The organism is Vibrio sp. SCP2 (genome assembly GCF_059295395.1).
In genome coordinates, this window is record NZ_JCAFVV010000014.1 from 14,432 (window position 1) to 32,030 (window position 17,599).

The window sequence follows — 17,599 nt, forward strand, 5'->3', positions numbered from 1 at the left end:
ATGCTCCGAACGCTATTTAGAAGCCTGCATATCCATTAAGCACGCGAATCCAAGTCAAGGTTGCTGGTAGCGTTGGGATAAGCAGTACTGCTATGAATCCAAGAAAGTAGTAAATATTATAAGGTTCTTTAAAATCTTTGTCTGCCATGAGCTTGCTTCTCTAATTATAGGTGTTGACTTTACTCCCATGAGATTAATCAAATGTTAATAACTTGGGTTGTTTTTGTTTTATGGCGGACTATACCCTAATCGTTAGTCGACAAACACCGACTAACAAAAGGGTTATTTGAAATGTGTCTGTTGAGCCTTATACCCACCATCGGGATGAGTCATGCTCAGCTAATGATTCTAGCTATTGTGGCTAGGCGTTGCTGCCACGATAAATATCTAAGCTAAAACTGCTTGAGCCCAAACGACTTAGCGTTAACTGGCAAGCTGACTGAATGGGTAAGTCAGTGGTAATAAAGTTTTTAACGCAATTTTCTCCTAGCATAACCCCTGCCGGAATGTGCTGAGAAAAATACCCGTTAGCCCACTGAGCATCTAATCCTGCAGGGAGAAGTGATAACGTCCCCTCCGATAAATCAGCGATACCAAATATGGCTTTAACAGGTGTACTGCAATCGGAGCACTTAATCCCCTTCTCAAGCAAGCTTGCGATGTCTTTAAGATCGGCATTAAAGCACTTGAGGTTACGTAGGTAATCATGGAAAAGCGCGCGAACCAACAAGGTGGTAGCCGCTCCATGCTGCCCTTCACTGTCAGAATCAACGAGATAAAAAGCAAACTGCCCGTTAATGAGCCATGCGTAATCAAAGACAAGTGGCATCACATCCGTTGACTGGAGCAAACGATAGCTGCATTTCCAATCGCCTTGAGAAGTATCTTTGTCTGGTAACAGAGCATGTAGCAAATCTTTAGCCGCGCTTGGATTCTCGTCAAGGTACTCTAAATGCCAATGCAATTCTTGCTCTTCTGGCATATCACCGCTATCGACTCTGAACCATTGGCTGGAAAAATCACGTTGATCGCTTAAATGGTTATCCGAGTCGTCAAGAGTGTTTTCAATAGCGCACGCTAGGTGCTCATGATTACTGATTGGTTTAGGTAGAAAGTCTTTAATGCCAAAACGTAGCGCTTTCGCCACATCTGAAATTTCATCGGTAGCAGAAACAACAATTAGCGGCAATGAGGGGTATTCGAGACTGACTTCTTCAACGAACTCGATACCATCTAAAATGGGCATCGACAGATCACACAGAATCAAATCCGGTTCATTAGAACGCAGTTTTTGCAACCCATCGAGTCCATTCTCCGCCTCTACAACCTTGTAGCCTTGGGATTCTAGAAAGCCGAGTGTGATGCGGCGGAAGATAGGATCGTCATCCACCAGCATGATCACCTTTTGCCCAGCGGCGACAGGCACAGCCGCACTGGTTCCAACTTCAACTGTTTTATGCATAAATCTTTGCCTCACACAAACTAATGTTACTACTCTTTATTGTTATTGTTGTATTTAGTTCTACACACTCCTTAAAAAGTAGTCTCGAACTGCGATTTATACAAATCTTCCACTTTGAAGCCTTGTTGCATACTATATGTATGGAATAGCAAATATCGATAAACTTGTTGATGTGACTCAAACTTTGACGTTTGATATACATATAAATTAACCAAATTCGTAAAAATGTGTGTCTGATACAATGAAATTAGATGATCTAAACCTATTTAGACTGGTAGTCGAAAACGGGAGTTATACCGCAACTTCTCGTAAAACGATGATTCCTGTAGCGACAATAACGCGACGTATTCAGGCTCTAGAAGATTCTTTGAACCTACGCCTTCTCAATCGCCATGCTCGTAAACTTTCCCTTACAGAAGCAGGTGAACGTTTTTACAATGAATGTTCTCCTCTGCTTAGTCGCTTAGCCTCAGCTGCAGAGGAGTTAACCGATGAGTGCCGAGGGGCTGCGGGTAAAATTCGTATTACCGCGCCTTCTAACCTGACCAAGCGCATGATGATGCCTATGTACAACGCCTTTATGGCAAAGTACCCAGACATCAATATTGAGCTAACGACCAGCAACCACGCCGATCAGTTGGACCCAACTGAGTGGGATGTGATTTTTCGAGTTGGTCCGCAGCGTGACTCAAGTCTCATCGCGCGTAAAATCAGCTCAGTGGCTGATATTCTGGTCGCTAGCCCTGAATATCTGAAATTAAATCCAGAACCCAAGCACGCGGAAGATCTGCATCACCACTCTTTGCTTAAAGGATCGCCACTGCTTAAATGGCAGCTATCGAACAATAGCGGTGAAACCGTGATCAATAACGATAAAGGTCGCTTTCAAGCCAATACCTTAGACGTGGTAAGAAGCTCTTGTTCTTCTGGTTTAGGTATCACTCTTATGCCTGATGTCATGCTGAGGGAATACATTGAGGATGGTAGCTTAGTTCGCGTTCTTGAAGACTGGAGTGCTAACCCGCGCGATATCTATATGCTCTATAACCATAAAGATCATCTACCAGAAAAAGTACGTTTGTTTATTGATTTTGTTATTGCTTACAATCTTCACTAGGGTCTGTTGACCGAATCAAGCGCCAAAAGTAAAAAAGCTTGGTAATCACCAAGCTTTTTTTAATTCTTACAGATACTCGACGAACTTACTCAAATCCCGCTCTGGTACTTTCATTGGTGTGCAACCTGGCGTACCAAGATAAAGAAAACCAACAATTTCATCGTCACCTTCGAGATTAAACGCTTGGTGCACTTCTTGGTGGAACATCCATTTGCCCGAACGCCAGAATCCCTGAAAACCTTGAGCAACCGCTGCCATCTGCATCGCTTGAACGGCGCAACCTGCTGAAAGGTATTGCTCTAGCGCCGGCACTTTCTCATGTTCGGTCACTTTAGCAATAACAGTAATCACCATCGGGGCACGAAACGGCGCATTCTTAACCTTATCCACAACAGCTTGTTCACTGTCTTCAGCTTGCGCTGCTTTGACTAGAATGTCAGACAACTTGTTGAGCCCCTCACCTTGCGCAATAACAAAGCGCCAGGGTGTCAAACCAGCATGATCTGGCGCTCTTAGTCCTGCGCGAATAATGTTTTCCAGCGCTTTTCCTTCAGGAGCAGGCTCAGATAACTTTGCTATTGAGCGACGGTTCAACAATAAATCTAGAGCATCCATGAGACTTCCTTTTTAGTGTCTTGTTTTTCTTGATAATAACGCCCATAAACGAAAAAGGCGAACCCATTGGTTCGCCTAAGTAGAGCTTTGGTTTTAGTCGTAGAACTTAGCGCCAATGCCTGCTCGCGTGAGTAGACCATCACATGGAGCAAATCGATCGCCATATTTCTGCGCATGTTCGTTCATGATTTCCACCAATTTTTCGATTCCAATTTGATCCATATAACGGAATGGACCTCCTAGGAATGGAGGGAAACCGATACCAAAAATAGCACCAATATCACCATCTCTTGGGCTGCGAATGATGCCTTCGTCTAAACATCGAACCGCTTCATTGAGCATTGGTAGAACACAACGCATAGCGATGTCTTTCTCAGCAAGCTTAGATTCTGGGCTCAAGCTCAGTAACTTATACACTGACTTGTCGACTTCTTTCTTTTTGCCTTTGTAGGTATAGAAGCCTTTACCGCTCTTACGCCCTTTACGGTCATCGTTAAGCAGCTTGTCAAACACGTCGGGCCCTTGGAAACGTTCACCAAGCTCAGCGACTAAGATGGGCATAATTTTGGCACCAATATCAACGCCGACTTCATCAAGTAAGGTGATTGGACCAACAGGGAAACCAAAATTAAGCAGTGCGGTATCAAGCTGTTCGATTGGCTCTCCAGTCAACAGAACTTGCGCCGCTTCATTCATGTAAGGCGCTAAGATTCGGTTTACGTAGAAACCTGCACAATCTTTAACCACAATCGGTGTTTTGCCTTGCTTGCGCGCAAATTCCACTACCGTTGAAATCGTTTCATCCGAAGTACCTTGATGAGGAATGACCTCTACTAATGGCATTTTCTCTACTGGACTGAAATAGTGTAGACCGACGACGTTCTCTGGGCGCTCCGCTTTCTCTGCAATCTGATGGATTGGCAAAGACGAAGTATTGGTCGCGAAAATGGTGCTATCTTTGGCGTTACTCTCGATATCTGCCACCATTTGTTGCTTAAGGTTGAGATCTTCGAATACCGCTTCAATAACAATATCGGTGTGATTAAAGCGAGTAAAATCTGTCCCACCAGAAAGCTGCAACATTTTGCTTTGTAATTGTGCTTTGGAGATGATTCGACGTTTTCTTTGCTTCTCAAACAGTTTGTAATTGTATTTGAGCGCATTAAGTACACCGTCGTTGGACACATCTTTGATTCGAACAGGCACTTTAGCTTTAGCCACGCTTACGTGACTGATCCCTGCGCCCATAAGGCCACCACCTAGTACCGCTGCTCTTGCAATAGGTTTAGGTTGAGCATCACTGCCGTGCTCTTTTTTCATCTCTGTGGTTGCAAAGAAGATCGAACGTAGCGCTTTTGACTCAGAGGTCATCACTAGCTCACCAAAACGCTCAGCTTCTTTCTTCTGACCTTTTTCAAAGCCCTTTTCGAGACCAAAGCGAATCACTTCCAAAATAGCGTCAGCTGCTGGGTAGTTTCCACGAGTTTTATCATTTGTCTTTTTAGCGGCTTGCTCAAAAATCACTTTGCGGCCTAAGCCCGTATTTGAGATTAGCTTCTCTTTGGTTGAGACCTTACGTTTCGCTTTTTTCTTACCCGCATGTTTTTCGACAAAGCTTTTCGCAACATCAAGCAAAACCGTGTGAGGAACGACCGCATCTGCCACGCCCAGTTTTTTCGCTTTCTTTGCTCGAAGCTGTTTGCCAGTAAGAATCATATCTAATGAAGGCAACAAACCGATCAAACGAGGCAGTCGCTGAGTACCGCCCGAGCCTGGCAATAGGCCAAGCTGTACTTCTGGCAAACCTAAACGGGTTTTGTCTGAATCACTACACACACGGTAATCACAAGCCAGTGCAAGCTCTAGCCCACCACCTAAACAAGGGCCATGAATAGCAGCCACAACCGGATAAGGCAGGTCTGAAAGCTGCTGGAACATTTGCTGTCCTTTTTCTGCCAATGCTTGCGCTTCCTTAGCACTGGTACAAGCATCAAGCATACGTACGTCGGCACCCGCAATGAAGTTATCTGGTTTCAACGAATGAACCACCAAACCTTTAATTGCCGCACCTTTCTCCGCAAGTTGAGCGAAGATCGCTTCCATTTCTTCAGCAAAAGCGGCTTGAAGGGTATTCATCTTCTCGCCTGGAACATCAATAGAGAGCCAAGCGATATCTTGATCATCAATAGATAAGTTAAATGCAGTTTTGTCGCTCATTACTCTACCTCCAGTACCATAGCTGCGCCTAAACCGCCTGCGGCACAGGCTGTATTCAATGCTAAACCACCACCTCTTCGTTGCAGTTCACGCAACGTTTGAGTGATCATACGCGCGCCTGTCGCAGCGAATGGGTGACCGTACGCAATCGAGCCACCTAACACATTGAATTTATCCATATCAATTTCGCCAATCGCTTTGGAGCGACCCAGCTTCTCTTTGGCAAATTTATCGCTTGCGAACATCTTAACGTTTGAAAGCGCCTGCGCAGCAAAGGCTTCATGCATATCGATTAACGTCAGATCTGAGAGCTCGATACCCGCGCGTTCGAGCGCCATCGGCGTTGCGTAAGAAGGCCCCATAAGCATGTCCTTCTCTACACCAATTGCAGAGAAAGCATAAGAGCGGATGTAGCCCATGATATCTAATCCTAGCTCCTTCGCTTTGCCTTCGCGCATCAACATGATTGCCGCAGCACCATCGGTAAGAGGCGTACTGTTGGCCGCGGTTACACTGCCGTACTGGCGGTCAAATGCAGGACGAAGTTTTGCGTAACCCTCAATCGTAGAATCTTCACGAATATTGTTATCTTTAGCGATCCATTTCTTATAAGGTTCAGGGAATGCCGTCATGACTTCCCCTTCTATCTTGCCATCATTCCAAGCTTGAGCAGCAAGAGTATGAGAACGGTGAGCAAGTTCATCTTGTGCTTGACGAGTAATACCATGCGATTTCGCCATTTGCTCCGCCGTTTGACCCATTGATAAGCCAGTAGAATACTCAGCGACAGCAGGCGGTACTGGCATTAAATCTTTCAATGACAGAGTTTTAAGAATATTGAGCTTTTGACTGAGCGTCTTGGTTTTACTCAGTGCTAGCAGGTTTGCCGCTAGTTTCTTCGAAACACCAATTGGCAGAACAGAAGAGGAGTCCGCACCGCCAGCAATACCGACATCAATGGTTCCCGCCATAATGCTTTCGGCAACGTTTACGGCTGATTGGAAGCTCGTCGCACAAGCACGTGTCACGCTGTAAGCATCGGTATTAATGTCCATCCCCGTTCCAAGCACGATCTCTCGCGCAATGTTTGGTGCTTCAGGCATTTGTACAACCTGACCAAACACAACCTGCTCAATCAGTTTTGGATCGATTTCAGTGCGAGCAAGCATATCACTCACGACCATTTTTCCGAGGTCTACCGCCGGGACTTGACTAAATTCTGTACTTTGACGTGCAAACGGTGTTCGCAATCCTGCGACAATCGCTACACGTTCTCCTGAGCGAGTTTTCACTTCCTGCTTGCCCATTGTTGCTCCTTAATAAGTAGAGGTCTGACCAGAATCATTGTAACGAGAATGTTAATTCAATCAAACGGTCGTTTGAATAAACGTGACTTACGACAGATTACGCTGCTTATCGGTCAATAGCGATAAATAACACTGGACTAAGAGATAACTTGATAAAATAGGTGTAACTTATAGGTAGAATGGTTGTCGTAGAGATTGCTGGCAAAAAAAAACCACACAAGACTGTGTGGTTGGAATATATAAAGCAATTAACTTACGCCAATTGAAATAATCAGTTTCCTGATTAGGAGAAAGTAAAGTCAGCCTTCAAAAGGAAGTGTCATCTTGCTCAACTTGTCAGTGTAAACACCGACTAGATGACAGGTGTTACTATAACCTTTCGAGTTGGCCAGATTTTGAAATAGATCAATTTTAAGTGGAATACTGGCGAACAGATGCTGTTATATTTCACTTCACCTATTCACAACATCAATTGCTACGCTTTTATTCAAGCGATAACTTTAGCTTGCTAAGAAATGAATGAGTACCACTGCTCCACTTATCGCAGTGACAACAACAATAAATTCACAGAGCAACGAGGGAGGCTCCTGTGTCAATCATCAATTTTTTTGGAAAGAAAAAGTCCAATGATCCGGTCAACTCGGATATGGACAGACAAAGAAAATACGAAGCGCTTGTCAGAGCTTATCACAGAGACTTATACAGGTACGCCTATTGGTTGTGTAAAGATCCAACCATTGCAGAAGACCTTGTACAAGAAACTTGCCTACGTGCATGGAAATCTCTCGATAGCTTGCAAGACGAAAAAGCAGCTAAATCTTGGCTTATCACCATATTAAGACGAGAAAATGCGCGCCGTTTTGAACGCAAACAGTTTGATCTGGTAGATATCGACGACCATGGCAACGATGCTAAGGTTTCTGATGATCCTCACCACCAAACACAATGGGTTCAAGCTCAGATCATGAAGCTTGAGGAAGATTATCGAGAGCCACTGTTCCTTCAAGTTGTGGGCGGATTCAGCGGCGAAGAAATCGGTGAGATACTCGGTCTTAATAAAAATACGGTAATGACTCGACTGTTTAGAGCGAGGAACCAATTGAAAGAGATGTTAGATTCAGAGAATACACATAGGGGGCAGCAAAATGGATGAATTAGAATTTCGCCGACGCATCATGTCCGATCCTAAACAAAGAGATAGTGAGATAAGTGCGGCGATAAAAGAAAGTGAACAAAACGCACAGTTCGCCGATGAAATCCTCGATCTCGACAAACAGATTGCAAAAGCAATGGCAGTCGATGTACCTGAAGATCTGGCTGATAAGATTTTATTTAATCAGACGTCCGTTGCGAGAGATAACGTCGTGCGACCTAACTTTGCTCGCAAAGCGATGGCAATGGCAGCTTCGGTAGCCTTTGTAGCAGGTTTGCTAGTTGGCCAGCTAAATTGGAGCAACCTGGTTGTATCTCCAGCGCAAGCGAGCTTGGCCACGACGGCGCTTCAGCATGTTGTTGATGAGAAGCCATTTATCCAAAATCTTGATGAACAGGTTAAATCATCACAAATCAACGCCAAGATGATGCCTTTTGACCACCAACTATCTGAAACCTTTCCGTACCATGTGTATTACTTAAACCACTGCGGCTTCGGCAAGTCGAATGCGCTACATATGGTATTCAGAGGGGAAAAAGGCAAAGTCACGTTGTTCTTAACTGGGATTCCATCTAACCAAACAGTCGACTTCAATGAAGATGGTATGGCCGGGGTTGTGGAACCAATGGGAGATACCAGCATGATCATCGTCGGTGACGAAGGTGAAGATGTGGCTAAGATCGCTGAAAGCATATCTAAAATCATCAAACCGATGATTTAACAAAATCGCAACAATTTGTGACCCACGTCATGGCTTGAACAATCTGTTTGAGCCATTTTCTTAGCACAAAATTAGAGTCAAGACTCTAAAAAGACGTTTTTTGCAGCATTTTCCTGCCAGATAACCATCATTTCCATAATTTTATCACCCTAATCGGCAATGGTCGGATTTCTATATCTTATACTTGAGTCTAGTATCAGCCACCACTGAGCTTTTGCTCAAATAATATCGTCCACTAGAGACGAACAAAAAGGAAAAAGCACAAATGAACAAGACGCGTCTGTTTAAAAAATCACTATTAGCAGTGACAATCGCAACAACTTCTCTAGCTTCGCAGCAAGCTCTCGCTGCCGGTTTTCAACTTAACTCTCAATCAGCAACGGGCCTAGGCCGTGCATTTGCAGGTGATGCTGTCATCGCGGATAACGCTTCAGTTATGTCGCGCAACGCAGCTGCAATGTCACTATTTGACCGTACTGAAATTTCTGTTGGTTTTAACGTTATTGACTCTAAAGTTGAGATCAAGGACGCTACTTATACTTCACCACTGCCTGGTAGCACTCCAACTTCACTAGATAACACAACGAATAACGCCACTTCTGTTGTTCCAAACCTCTACGTTGTTCACCCTGTGAATGAAAAGATTGCGGTTGGTCTAGGTATCTACTCAAACTTCGGTACTACTAATGAGTTTGATAGCAACTGGGGAACAGGAACTGGTACAACTATCCCGGCTACAAATACTTTGGTACCTGGTGCTGACGGATTTGGTGGCGTAACTAATGTAACCACAACGAATATCGCCCTGCTTGGTTCATACCGTATCAACGAACAATGGAGTGTTGGTGGTGGCCTAGATATCATCTATGGTGAAGGTGAGCTCAAGCGCCAATCAACAATGAATGTAGTGGGAGCAGGTATCCCTGCTGGAACAACTTCAACACAACAATTGATGGATATCGATGCATCTGGTTGGGCAGTTGGTTTCAACTTGGGTACTGTGTTTGAGCTAAATGAAAACAACCGTTTCGGTTTAAGCTACCATTACAGCCCTGAAAAAGAAGTTAGCGGTACGGTTTCTTACCAACAAAACCCAAACATTGGCGATTTAAAAATCCCACTGCCTGATATGTTTGAATTCTCTGGTTACCACCGCATTGAAGACACTAAGTTTGCCGTTCACTACAGCGTACAGTGGATTGGTTGGAGCGCATTTGACCGTCTAGCAACAACTAATGGTACTGAGATCAAAGAGTACAAGTGGAAAGACACATTCCACTACTCAATCGGTGGTACTTACTACGTCAATGAAAACTGGGAAGCGCGTGTAGGCTACATGTTTGATGAAGGTGTACAAGATGAGCTAACTTCGGTTTCAGTACCTGATTCAGACCGTCAGTGGTTCTCTGCTGGTGCGACCTACCACATCAACAAAGACCAAGCGCTTGACCTAGGCTTCACTTACCTAGTAGGTAAAGATAAGCAAGTTAATGATACGATTAGCACTGTTAAGCTAGATACTACAACTAAAGCAACAGCTATTCTATTTGGTGTTCAATACACGCACAAATTCTAAGCTCAGCTTACAAAACCTATCCAAAGGCCAGCGCGTGCTGGCCTTTTTCTTTTGGGCGAATATCTATAATCTCTAGGCTCCCTCAGCTCGATTCGCTTCACCATTCCAAAATTTCTAGCTTACACCCGTACTCCATAATCGACATTGATGCTACAAATGTTCGCTGAAAAATCAAAACATTAAGTTAACATCCAGTATTTACCCCTATAAAACCACGCAATACCTATATAAAACTCCAAAAAGCGTCGGTACAGTGTTTTTAATTTTTAAAGTAATAGCTCTAACTCTATGATCGCTCGACACAAATACTATCAGTTCAGCGAACATTACAATGAAAACGAATAAGACTCTTCTATCACTTGCTGTTGCATGCGGCCTAGTGGCTACCTCTACAAGCGTAAACGCAGCAGGCTTTCAGTTGGCAGAATACTCAGCTACAGGCCTAGGCCGTGCTTACGCTGGTGAAGCTGCGATGGCAGACAACGCAAGCGCACAGTGGCGCAACCCTGCTATGCTGACTTACCTAGAGGGTACTCAGATCTCAACTGGCGCGATTTATGTCAATCCAAACATCGACGTTAGTGGTCAGGTCAATCATCAAACTCTCAACAGCAGTAGCTCTGCTTCAGCAAATGATTTTGCTAACGATGCCATCATTCCAAACCTATACATTTCTCATCGCTACTCAGACAAACTGGCGGTTGGTTTTGCTTTAGGCACTAACTACGGTATGGAAACCAATTTAGGCACTGATTTCGCAGCCTCTCATTTTGGTAACGAAGCCAGCATTACCACAATGGAAGCAAACCTCAACCTAGCTTACAAAGTGACTGACGCAGTAAGTGTGGGTGGCGGCGTTCGTTATGTTATGGGAGAAGGTAGCTTCGGTGCGACTGCTCCAGCGACAAACATTGTTGGTCAGCACCCAATTACTAATGCCCCAATCTCAGTTGCTCAAGGTACAACACTAAAATATATGGAAGGTGACGACACCTCTTGGGGTTGGCAAGTTGGTACAGCTTGGCAGATCAATGACGCACACCGTCTAGGTTTTGCTTATAAATCTGAAGTGATGATGGACTTCGAAGGCTACGCAAAGGGTCTGACTTTCGGTAACCACAAACCAGGTAAGCTAGCGATCGCTCTTCCTGCGACTGCCGAGATTGCAAGTTTTCACCAACTGTCTGAGCAACTTGCGATTCATGCAAGTATTAACTGGACAGACTGGAGCTCTTTCAAGGAACTCAATGCGCAGTTTAACGATGGTAGCTCTGATCTAATTAAATCTGAAAACTGGGAAGACAACTACCGCTTTGCTTTAGGTACCACCTATCAGCTAGATTCAAAACTAGCGCTACGTTCTGGTATTGCCTACGATATGTCAGCAGTGTCTGATAAAAACCGTACTGCGACCATTCCAGAAACCGATCGTACATGGCTGAGTTTAGGTGCAACTTACCAAGCGACTAGGGCTCTTACGCTTGATGCAGGCTTTACTTACATCATTGCTAAAGATGCGCCAATTAACGAACCTCGCGACGCATCTGACCAAACAGCCGCGGCAATTGGTGGCGCATTCAACGGTGAAGTCTCGGGCAATGTATGGCTAATCGGCGTACAAGCTAACTACACTTTCTAATCAAAAGAACGCTATAGAAAGCAAAAAGGCTTGGTTTAACCCAAGCCTTTCTTCTATCAATCTATCGACGATTAAAACTCTTCTAAATACTCGTCCAAGTACTCTTCTTCTTCATGATTGTAATCATCTTTCTCTATCTCAGCATTGTAGTCTTGACGCTGAAGATAAGCGTCACGAGCCACTGCATACGGGTCAGGAGAATTGTCGAGTAAAGCTTCTTGATTAACTAAAGCGGCGCGAGTTTCCATCCCCTCTAATGCCCACTTACCTAGACCTGCCCAGAAGTTAAGTAAAGAAAGTGGCACATAGGTTTTGTCCACTAAATCAGCGGTTTCGCGCACAGTCCAAGGACCATATCCGGGCACCATCACGTAAGGACCATTGCCAACGCCATAATGTCCAATAGCATCACTGAATGATTTTTCGTTGTGATCGGTAATACCCGCTTCAGAAGCAATATCGATTAAACCTGCAACACCGATAGTGGAGTTGATCCAAAAGCGATTAAAGTGATCGAGCGCCTTTTCACCATTACCCATAATCAGATTGTTGACCATGCTCGCTGGTTCATCGAGGTTACCTAAAAAGTTGCTAATACCAGTTCGAATCGGCGAAGGGACATAATTTACGTACGCTAAAGAGACAGGTCGTACAAAATAAGGATCGAGGTATTCGTAGTTAATTGCCCACATTGAGCGGTTAAAGCTCTCCATAGGGTCATAGACTTCGGGATCGCTAAATGCAGATTCGTCTTCGGGCGCTGACGCACACCCGGCCAACCCGAGGGTTAGCAACAATATCCATATCTGCGGCTTTATTTTTTTCATTATTATTAATCCATAAAAAAAGGCCGGTAATGTTACCGGCCTTCGTCAACTCATAATCAATAACTATTAATATTGACTATCAATCATAACTTCAACTGGTTCGCCCATTCTAACGGCTTCGCTCTCACCAAACCAGTCCCCTTGTTTGGTTGCAACGTTGCCATCACTATCTATACGTACGCGCACCATCAAAGATTCAAGAGAAGAGAGCTTTCTATCTTCTATCATGCTATTGCCATCATCTAAGACAACGGTACGTGGGAAAGTTCCTAGCGGGTATCTTGCTGCCGCTACTGGCATTGGCGAACCATCAGCAGTATGAACCGAAACAATCAGAGAAGCGTTAGGATCAGCCTTAACCTCATCACCGAGTGTGATGCTTACCGAGACAGATTTACCTGTGCCGACTTGCTGACCCATTTGCTTCTGCGCGTTCTCGATACTTCTCGATAGCATTTCGTAACGGCTATCCTGAGGACCAATCATTTGCTGCATAATGCTCCAATAACGAACCGCTGCAGGATAATCTTTTCGCTCATATGCATCAAATGCCAAAAGTGAGAATACTCGCAAATCAACATAATCTTGCTGTACCAGCTGACCTAGCAGGCGGCGAGCCTTATCTTGATCGGTATCGTCTTGCGATAGCATTAGCGCTTGAGCATAGCCTAGCATCACATCAGGATTGTCCGACTCAAGGTTGTATGCCTTCTTCATCGCACCCACGGCTGTGCCGACATCGCGGTTAGCCAGTGCAATACGACCGAGTAGTAGCCAGCCAGTTGAATCATCTGGTTGATAGTGAAGACGTGTACGTAACGCTAAAGTAAGATCCTGCATTTCATCATCGCTAAGAGCCGTTCCATCTGGTGACATGAGCTTTTTAGATAATGCAGGTAAGTTAGCACTAACTTCCTGCCATTGCTGCACATCTTCAGACGCGCCAAACTTGAAGTACAAGCCATAAGACAGACCAATGACCAGTAGCGTAGAAGGAACAAGCACAGCCATTGCAGAGATGCTGCTCTCTTGCTTTTGCTTCTCTTGGCTTGGAATATCATCAAGCAGCGACTGTTTAAGATCTTCGATTAACTCTTGCTGGTCTTCAACTAAGCCTTCATCTGTCTCTTCTTCGAGCTCTTCTAAGCGGTCTTTGTAAAACGCTTTATTGAGTTCGTCACGAAGCTGCTCATCGTTGTTTGATTTCTTCTTGATAAAAGGTAGTGCAATCAGCAAAACGCTCACCGCAACTAGAATGACAGAAGCTATCCAAAATAGTGTCATTACTGCTTATCTCCATCATTCTTTTCATCAAGCAACGCTTTTAGACGTGCTTCTTTTTCTGAATCCCACTGCTGTTCGTCGTCTTCTGTAACGTCTACTTTGCGTTTGCGACTGCGAACTAGGATAAATCCAAACCCAAATAGCACGACGGCAATTGGACCAATCCATAAGATAGACGTTGCAATCGTGAATGGTGGATTATAGGTAACGAAGTTGCCGTAGCGAGCAATCATATAATCAATGATCTCTTGCTTTGATTTACCCTCTTTGGTCATTTCATAGACTTTTTCACGTAAATCGACCGCAAGTTCAGCGTTGGAATCAGCAATGGTGTTGTTCTGACACTTAGGGCAGCGCAGTGTATCGCCAAGCTCTTTAAACTGAAGCTCTTGCTCTAAAGAATCGAATTCGTGAATTTCAATCGCTGCATGCGCTGACATTGCAAAACTTAAGCTAGCCACTAGCGCAATCATCCATTTCTTCATGATTTCGCCTCCGCTAGCATCGCTTCGTACATCGGCTTAAGCGTTTCATTCCAGTTGCGGTCATTAACATCACCGACATGACGGTAACGAATAATACCATTGGCATCGATAAGGAAGGTCTCTGGCGCGCCATAAACACCCAAGTCTAGGCCTAACATGCCATTGCCATCGAACAAACTAATCAGGTAAGGGTTACCAAGATCGGTCAACCAACCAACGGCTTTATCGCGCTGGTCTTTGTAGTTCAAGCCGATGATTTTGACGCCTTGGTCTGCCAGTTCATTTAAGTATTGGTGCTCGGCATAACACGTCGGACACCAGGTCGCCCACACGTTTAGCAATAGCGGCTCACCTTTAAAGATCGCTTGGTCGTATAGCTTACCCGGTTCTGCTAAGTCTTCTAAACGAAACTCTGGAACCTCTTTACCCACTAACACCGACTCAAGTTTCGTTGGATCGTCGCCATGTTGGTTTTTAACTAGCTGGGTCGCAAAGACTGCGACCAAGCCCAAAAATGCCACTAAGGGGATAAATAAAAACTTCTTATTCATTATGCCTCCTGCTTCTTAGCACTTTTTCTAAAGCGATAGCGCTTGTCACTGATTGCGATTGCACCACCTAGTGCCATCAACAATGACCCAGCCCAAATCCAGCGAACAAACGGTTTGTGGTAAATACGCACCGCCCATGATTTGTTGTCATCAAGGCGCTCACCCATTGCGATGTATAAGTCACGAGTGAAACCACGATCAATGGCCGCTTCCGTCATCATAGAACGCGCTGTGGTGTAGAAACGTTTCTCTGCATGCAGAGTGTTGATGTATTTACCATCTCGCGTGATCTTAAAGTCCGCGATGTAACCATCATAGTTTGGACCATCTTTGTCACGAAGACCCTCAAAATGGAAATCGTAACCTTGAATCTGAATATGTTCACCTGGCGCTAAACGAACGTCACGCTCGATACTGTAGTTTTGCACCATTGCAATACCGATAACACTCACCGCTAAACCTAGATGGCCTAACATCATTGCCCAGTGACTGCGTTGTAACTTTTTAACACCTTCCATAAATGGATGACGGTGGGTCGCACGCTCGTACAATTCGAAAGCGTGTAAGCAGATGATCCACAGTGACATTACCCAGCCTAGGTAAGCCATAAATAGGAAGTGTTCAGAGAAGATAGTCACAAACACACCGGCTAGTATCAGTGAGATAACCCCTGAAATTAGCATTGGCTTCTTAAGCGCTGACAGGTTGTCACGCTTCCAACGGATAAGCGGACCGATACCCAATAGGAATGCAAATGGGATCATCAACCACGCAAATAGCATGTCAAAGAATGGCGCACCGATGGATACGGAGCCTAAACCAATCTGCTTATGCACAAGTGGTAGAAGTGTACCAACTAGCACCACCACAAGCGCAGCAATCAATAGAACGTTGTTAGCCAACAATGCGTTTTCACGCGACACTAGGTCAAAATTACCACGTACTCTTACCGACGCACCTTTCAGTGCAAATAGAAGTAATGAGCCGCCTATAACAAAGACTAGGAAGCCAAGGATAAACATGCCTCGCGATGGATCTGAAGCAAACGCGTGTACCGATACTAGAATACCTGAACGTACTAGGAAGGTACCTAATAAACTTAGCGAGAATGCAGAGATAGCTAATAGTACTGTCCACGCTTTAAATGTACCGCGTTTTTCGGTAACCGCTAATGAGTGCATCAAGGCGGTACCTGCAAGCCAAGGCATAAATGAAGCGTTTTCTACTGGATCCCAGAACCACCAGCCACCCCAGCCAAGCTCGTAATACGCCCACCAAGAACCAAGCGCGATACCTAAGGTTAGGAATAGCCAAGCTGCGGTTGTCCAAGGACGAGACCAGCGTGCCCATGCAGTATCTAAACGACCTGTCATCAGAGAAGCAATCGCAAATGAGAAAGCAACCGAGAAGCCAACATAACCCATGTACAGCATTGGCGGGTGGATGATTAAGCCCGGATCTTGAAGCAGTGGGTTGAGATCGCGACCATCAACCGGGAAGAACGGTAAAGTACGCAGGAATGGGTTCGAGGTTAGAATGATAAACAGTAGGAAGCCCACTGTGATCATGCCCATAACAGCAAGTACACGTGCAACCGATTCTTGTGGCATACCACGACTGAACGTCGCAACCGCGACCGTCCATGCTGCTTGGATCAATACCCAAAGCAGCAATGAGCCTTCATGCGCGCCCCAGACCGCGGTTAGACGGTAATACCACGGCAACTGGCTGTTCGAGTTACTCGCAACATAGTTAAGCGTGAAATCGTTGGTATAGAAAGCCCATAGCAAAATTGCAAATGAAACGGCAAGTAGCAAGAACATGCCCCAAGACAAAGGTCTGGCGCTATTCATTAGTAAAGTGTTGTTTTTAGACGCACCAACCAAAGGCAGAATACTTAGCAGTACTGCTAATGCCAGTGAGATGATCAGTGCAAAGTGACCAATTTCAGCAATCATTGACCGCTTCCTTGTTTTTGTTGTTCTGTGTATTGCAATGGTTCATGGGTTTTCTTCATTGCTTCTGCGATTTCTGGCGGCATGTACTCTTCATCGTGCTTAGCCAATACTTCAAAAGCTTCTACTGTCGTCGCATCTTTTAAAACGCCCTGAGCAACAATACCCTGCCCTTCACGGAACAAATCTGGAAGAATGCCGTCGTAAACAATCGTTACTGTTGGACCGACATCATGTAGATCGAACGATACACGTAGAGACTCAGAGTCACGCTTAACGGAACCAACCACAACCATACCACCAATGCGAAGGCGCTGACCGACTTCAGGTTTAGTCCCATCAGGTTTACCGTTAACAAGCTCTGTCGGGGTATAGAAAAGGTCCATATTCTGGTTCAATGCATACAGCATCAAACCAATTGTGGCACTGATACCGATAAAGATCGCAAGAACAATGCCGAGCCTCTTTTTACGTCTTGGGTTCATAATGTGTTCTCCAAATTTTTCGCCGCATCAATTCGCGCTTGTCTGTCTATTTTCGCTTGTACTTCGCCGAGGAGAGATTGACCTCTTCTCACACTCAATACCAACAAGACAATCATCACACCGAACGTGACACCAAATGCTGTCCAGACATAACCGGCATAGCCGCCCATGGCAAAGAAATCACTCAAAGATTCAAAATGCATGT

The 17,599-nt window shown here is 44.9% G+C and carries 16 protein-coding genes; 5 read left to right on the plus strand and 11 right to left on the minus strand.

Annotated elements, in window-relative coordinates; translation table 11 throughout:
* Positions 1-361: 361 nt before the first annotated feature.
* Complete coding sequence (locus AC5O63_RS21155) at positions 362-1,462, minus strand: response regulator (protein WP_004748334.1); 1,101 nt, start codon at positions 1,460-1,462, stop codon at positions 362-364.
* Positions 1,463-1,703: 241 nt separating this feature from the next.
* On the opposite strand from AC5O63_RS21155, the gene AC5O63_RS21160 reads away from it, so the two are divergent.
* A complete protein-coding gene (locus AC5O63_RS21160; RefSeq protein WP_004748335.1) occupies positions 1,704-2,579 on the plus strand; it encodes a LysR family transcriptional regulator in 876 nt (291 codons plus the stop codon).
* A 66-nt stretch (positions 2,580-2,645) separates the two neighbouring features.
* Here AC5O63_RS21160 and AC5O63_RS21165 read toward each other — a convergent pair whose 3' ends face one another.
* The 3 genes from AC5O63_RS21165 to fadI all read right to left on the minus strand — a co-directional run bounded on the left by AC5O63_RS21165 (position 2,646) and on the right by fadI (position 6,718).
* Complete coding sequence (locus tag AC5O63_RS21165) at positions 2,646-3,194, minus strand: NAD(P)H nitroreductase (RefSeq protein WP_069665855.1); 549 nt, start codon at positions 3,192-3,194, stop codon at positions 2,646-2,648.
* 93 nt (positions 3,195-3,287) lie between these two features.
* Positions 3,288-5,411 (minus strand): fatty acid oxidation complex subunit alpha FadJ, encoded by a 2,124-nt coding sequence (fadJ, locus tag AC5O63_RS21170; protein ID WP_494506163.1) that lies wholly within the window; start codon positions 5,409-5,411, stop codon positions 3,288-3,290.
* Complete coding sequence (gene fadI / locus AC5O63_RS21175) at positions 5,411-6,718, minus strand: acetyl-CoA C-acyltransferase FadI (RefSeq protein ID WP_494506164.1); 1,308 nt, start codon at positions 6,716-6,718, stop codon at positions 5,411-5,413. The genes fadJ and fadI overlap by 1 nt, the downstream gene beginning before the upstream one ends.
* Positions 6,719-7,364: 646 nt before the next feature.
* Here fadI and AC5O63_RS21180 point away from each other — a divergent pair.
* The 4 genes from AC5O63_RS21180 to AC5O63_RS21195 all read left to right on the plus strand — a co-directional run bounded on the left by AC5O63_RS21180 (position 7,365) and on the right by AC5O63_RS21195 (position 11,807).
* Positions 7,365-7,871 carry a sigma-70 family RNA polymerase sigma factor gene (locus AC5O63_RS21180; protein ID WP_253649379.1) on the plus strand — a complete coding sequence of 169 codons (507 nt, stop codon included), beginning with the start codon at positions 7,365-7,367 and terminating at the stop codon, positions 7,869-7,871.
* A complete protein-coding gene (locus AC5O63_RS21185; protein ID WP_272786684.1) occupies positions 7,864-8,592 on the plus strand; it encodes a DUF3379 domain-containing protein in 729 nt (242 codons plus the stop codon). The genes AC5O63_RS21180 and AC5O63_RS21185 overlap by 8 nt, the downstream gene beginning before the upstream one ends.
* Positions 8,593-8,857: 265 nt before the next feature.
* Positions 8,858-10,168, plus strand: a complete 1,311-nt coding sequence (locus AC5O63_RS21190; protein ID WP_494506165.1) for an outer membrane protein transport protein — start codon at positions 8,858-8,860, stop codon at positions 10,166-10,168.
* Between the two features lie 331 nt (positions 10,169-10,499).
* Positions 10,500-11,807, plus strand: coding sequence for an outer membrane protein transport protein (locus tag AC5O63_RS21195; RefSeq protein ID WP_494506166.1), 1,308 nt, complete (start codon positions 10,500-10,502; stop codon positions 11,805-11,807).
* A 71-nt stretch (positions 11,808-11,878) separates the two neighbouring features.
* Here AC5O63_RS21195 and AC5O63_RS21200 read toward each other — a convergent pair whose 3' ends face one another.
* The 7 genes from AC5O63_RS21200 to ccmD all read right to left on the minus strand — a co-directional run bounded on the left by AC5O63_RS21200 (position 11,879) and on the right by ccmD (position 17,597).
* Positions 11,879-12,634, minus strand: coding sequence for an MlaA family lipoprotein (locus tag AC5O63_RS21200; RefSeq protein ID WP_494506167.1), 756 nt, complete (start codon positions 12,632-12,634; stop codon positions 11,879-11,881).
* 66 nt (positions 12,635-12,700) lie between these two features.
* Positions 12,701-13,918 carry a c-type cytochrome biogenesis protein CcmI gene (ccmI, locus tag AC5O63_RS21205; RefSeq protein WP_494506168.1) on the minus strand — a complete coding sequence of 406 codons (1,218 nt, stop codon included), beginning with the start codon at positions 13,916-13,918 and terminating at the stop codon, positions 12,701-12,703.
* Entirely contained in the window at positions 13,918-14,403 is a 486-nt protein-coding gene (locus tag AC5O63_RS21210; RefSeq protein ID WP_494506169.1) for a cytochrome c-type biogenesis protein, read from the minus strand. The genes ccmI and AC5O63_RS21210 overlap by 1 nt, the downstream gene beginning before the upstream one ends.
* The gene (locus AC5O63_RS21215) at positions 14,400-14,954 is read right to left on the minus strand and encodes a DsbE family thiol:disulfide interchange protein (protein ID WP_004748651.1); all 555 of its coding nucleotides are present in this window, start codon (positions 14,952-14,954) and stop codon (positions 14,400-14,402) included. The genes AC5O63_RS21210 and AC5O63_RS21215 overlap by 4 nt, the downstream gene beginning before the upstream one ends.
* Positions 14,954-16,912, minus strand: coding sequence for a heme lyase CcmF/NrfE family subunit (locus AC5O63_RS21220; RefSeq protein WP_494506170.1), 1,959 nt, complete (start codon positions 16,910-16,912; stop codon positions 14,954-14,956). Before AC5O63_RS21220 ends, AC5O63_RS21215 begins: the two co-directional genes overlap by 1 nt.
* Positions 16,909-17,394, minus strand: a complete 486-nt coding sequence (gene ccmE, locus AC5O63_RS21225; RefSeq protein ID WP_171322526.1) for a cytochrome c maturation protein CcmE — start codon at positions 17,392-17,394, stop codon at positions 16,909-16,911. The genes AC5O63_RS21220 and ccmE overlap by 4 nt, the downstream gene beginning before the upstream one ends.
* Positions 17,391-17,597 (minus strand): heme exporter protein CcmD, encoded by a 207-nt coding sequence (ccmD, locus tag AC5O63_RS21230; protein WP_004748648.1) that lies wholly within the window; start codon positions 17,595-17,597, stop codon positions 17,391-17,393. The genes ccmE and ccmD overlap by 4 nt, the downstream gene beginning before the upstream one ends.
* Positions 17,598-17,599 lie beyond the last annotated feature (2 nt).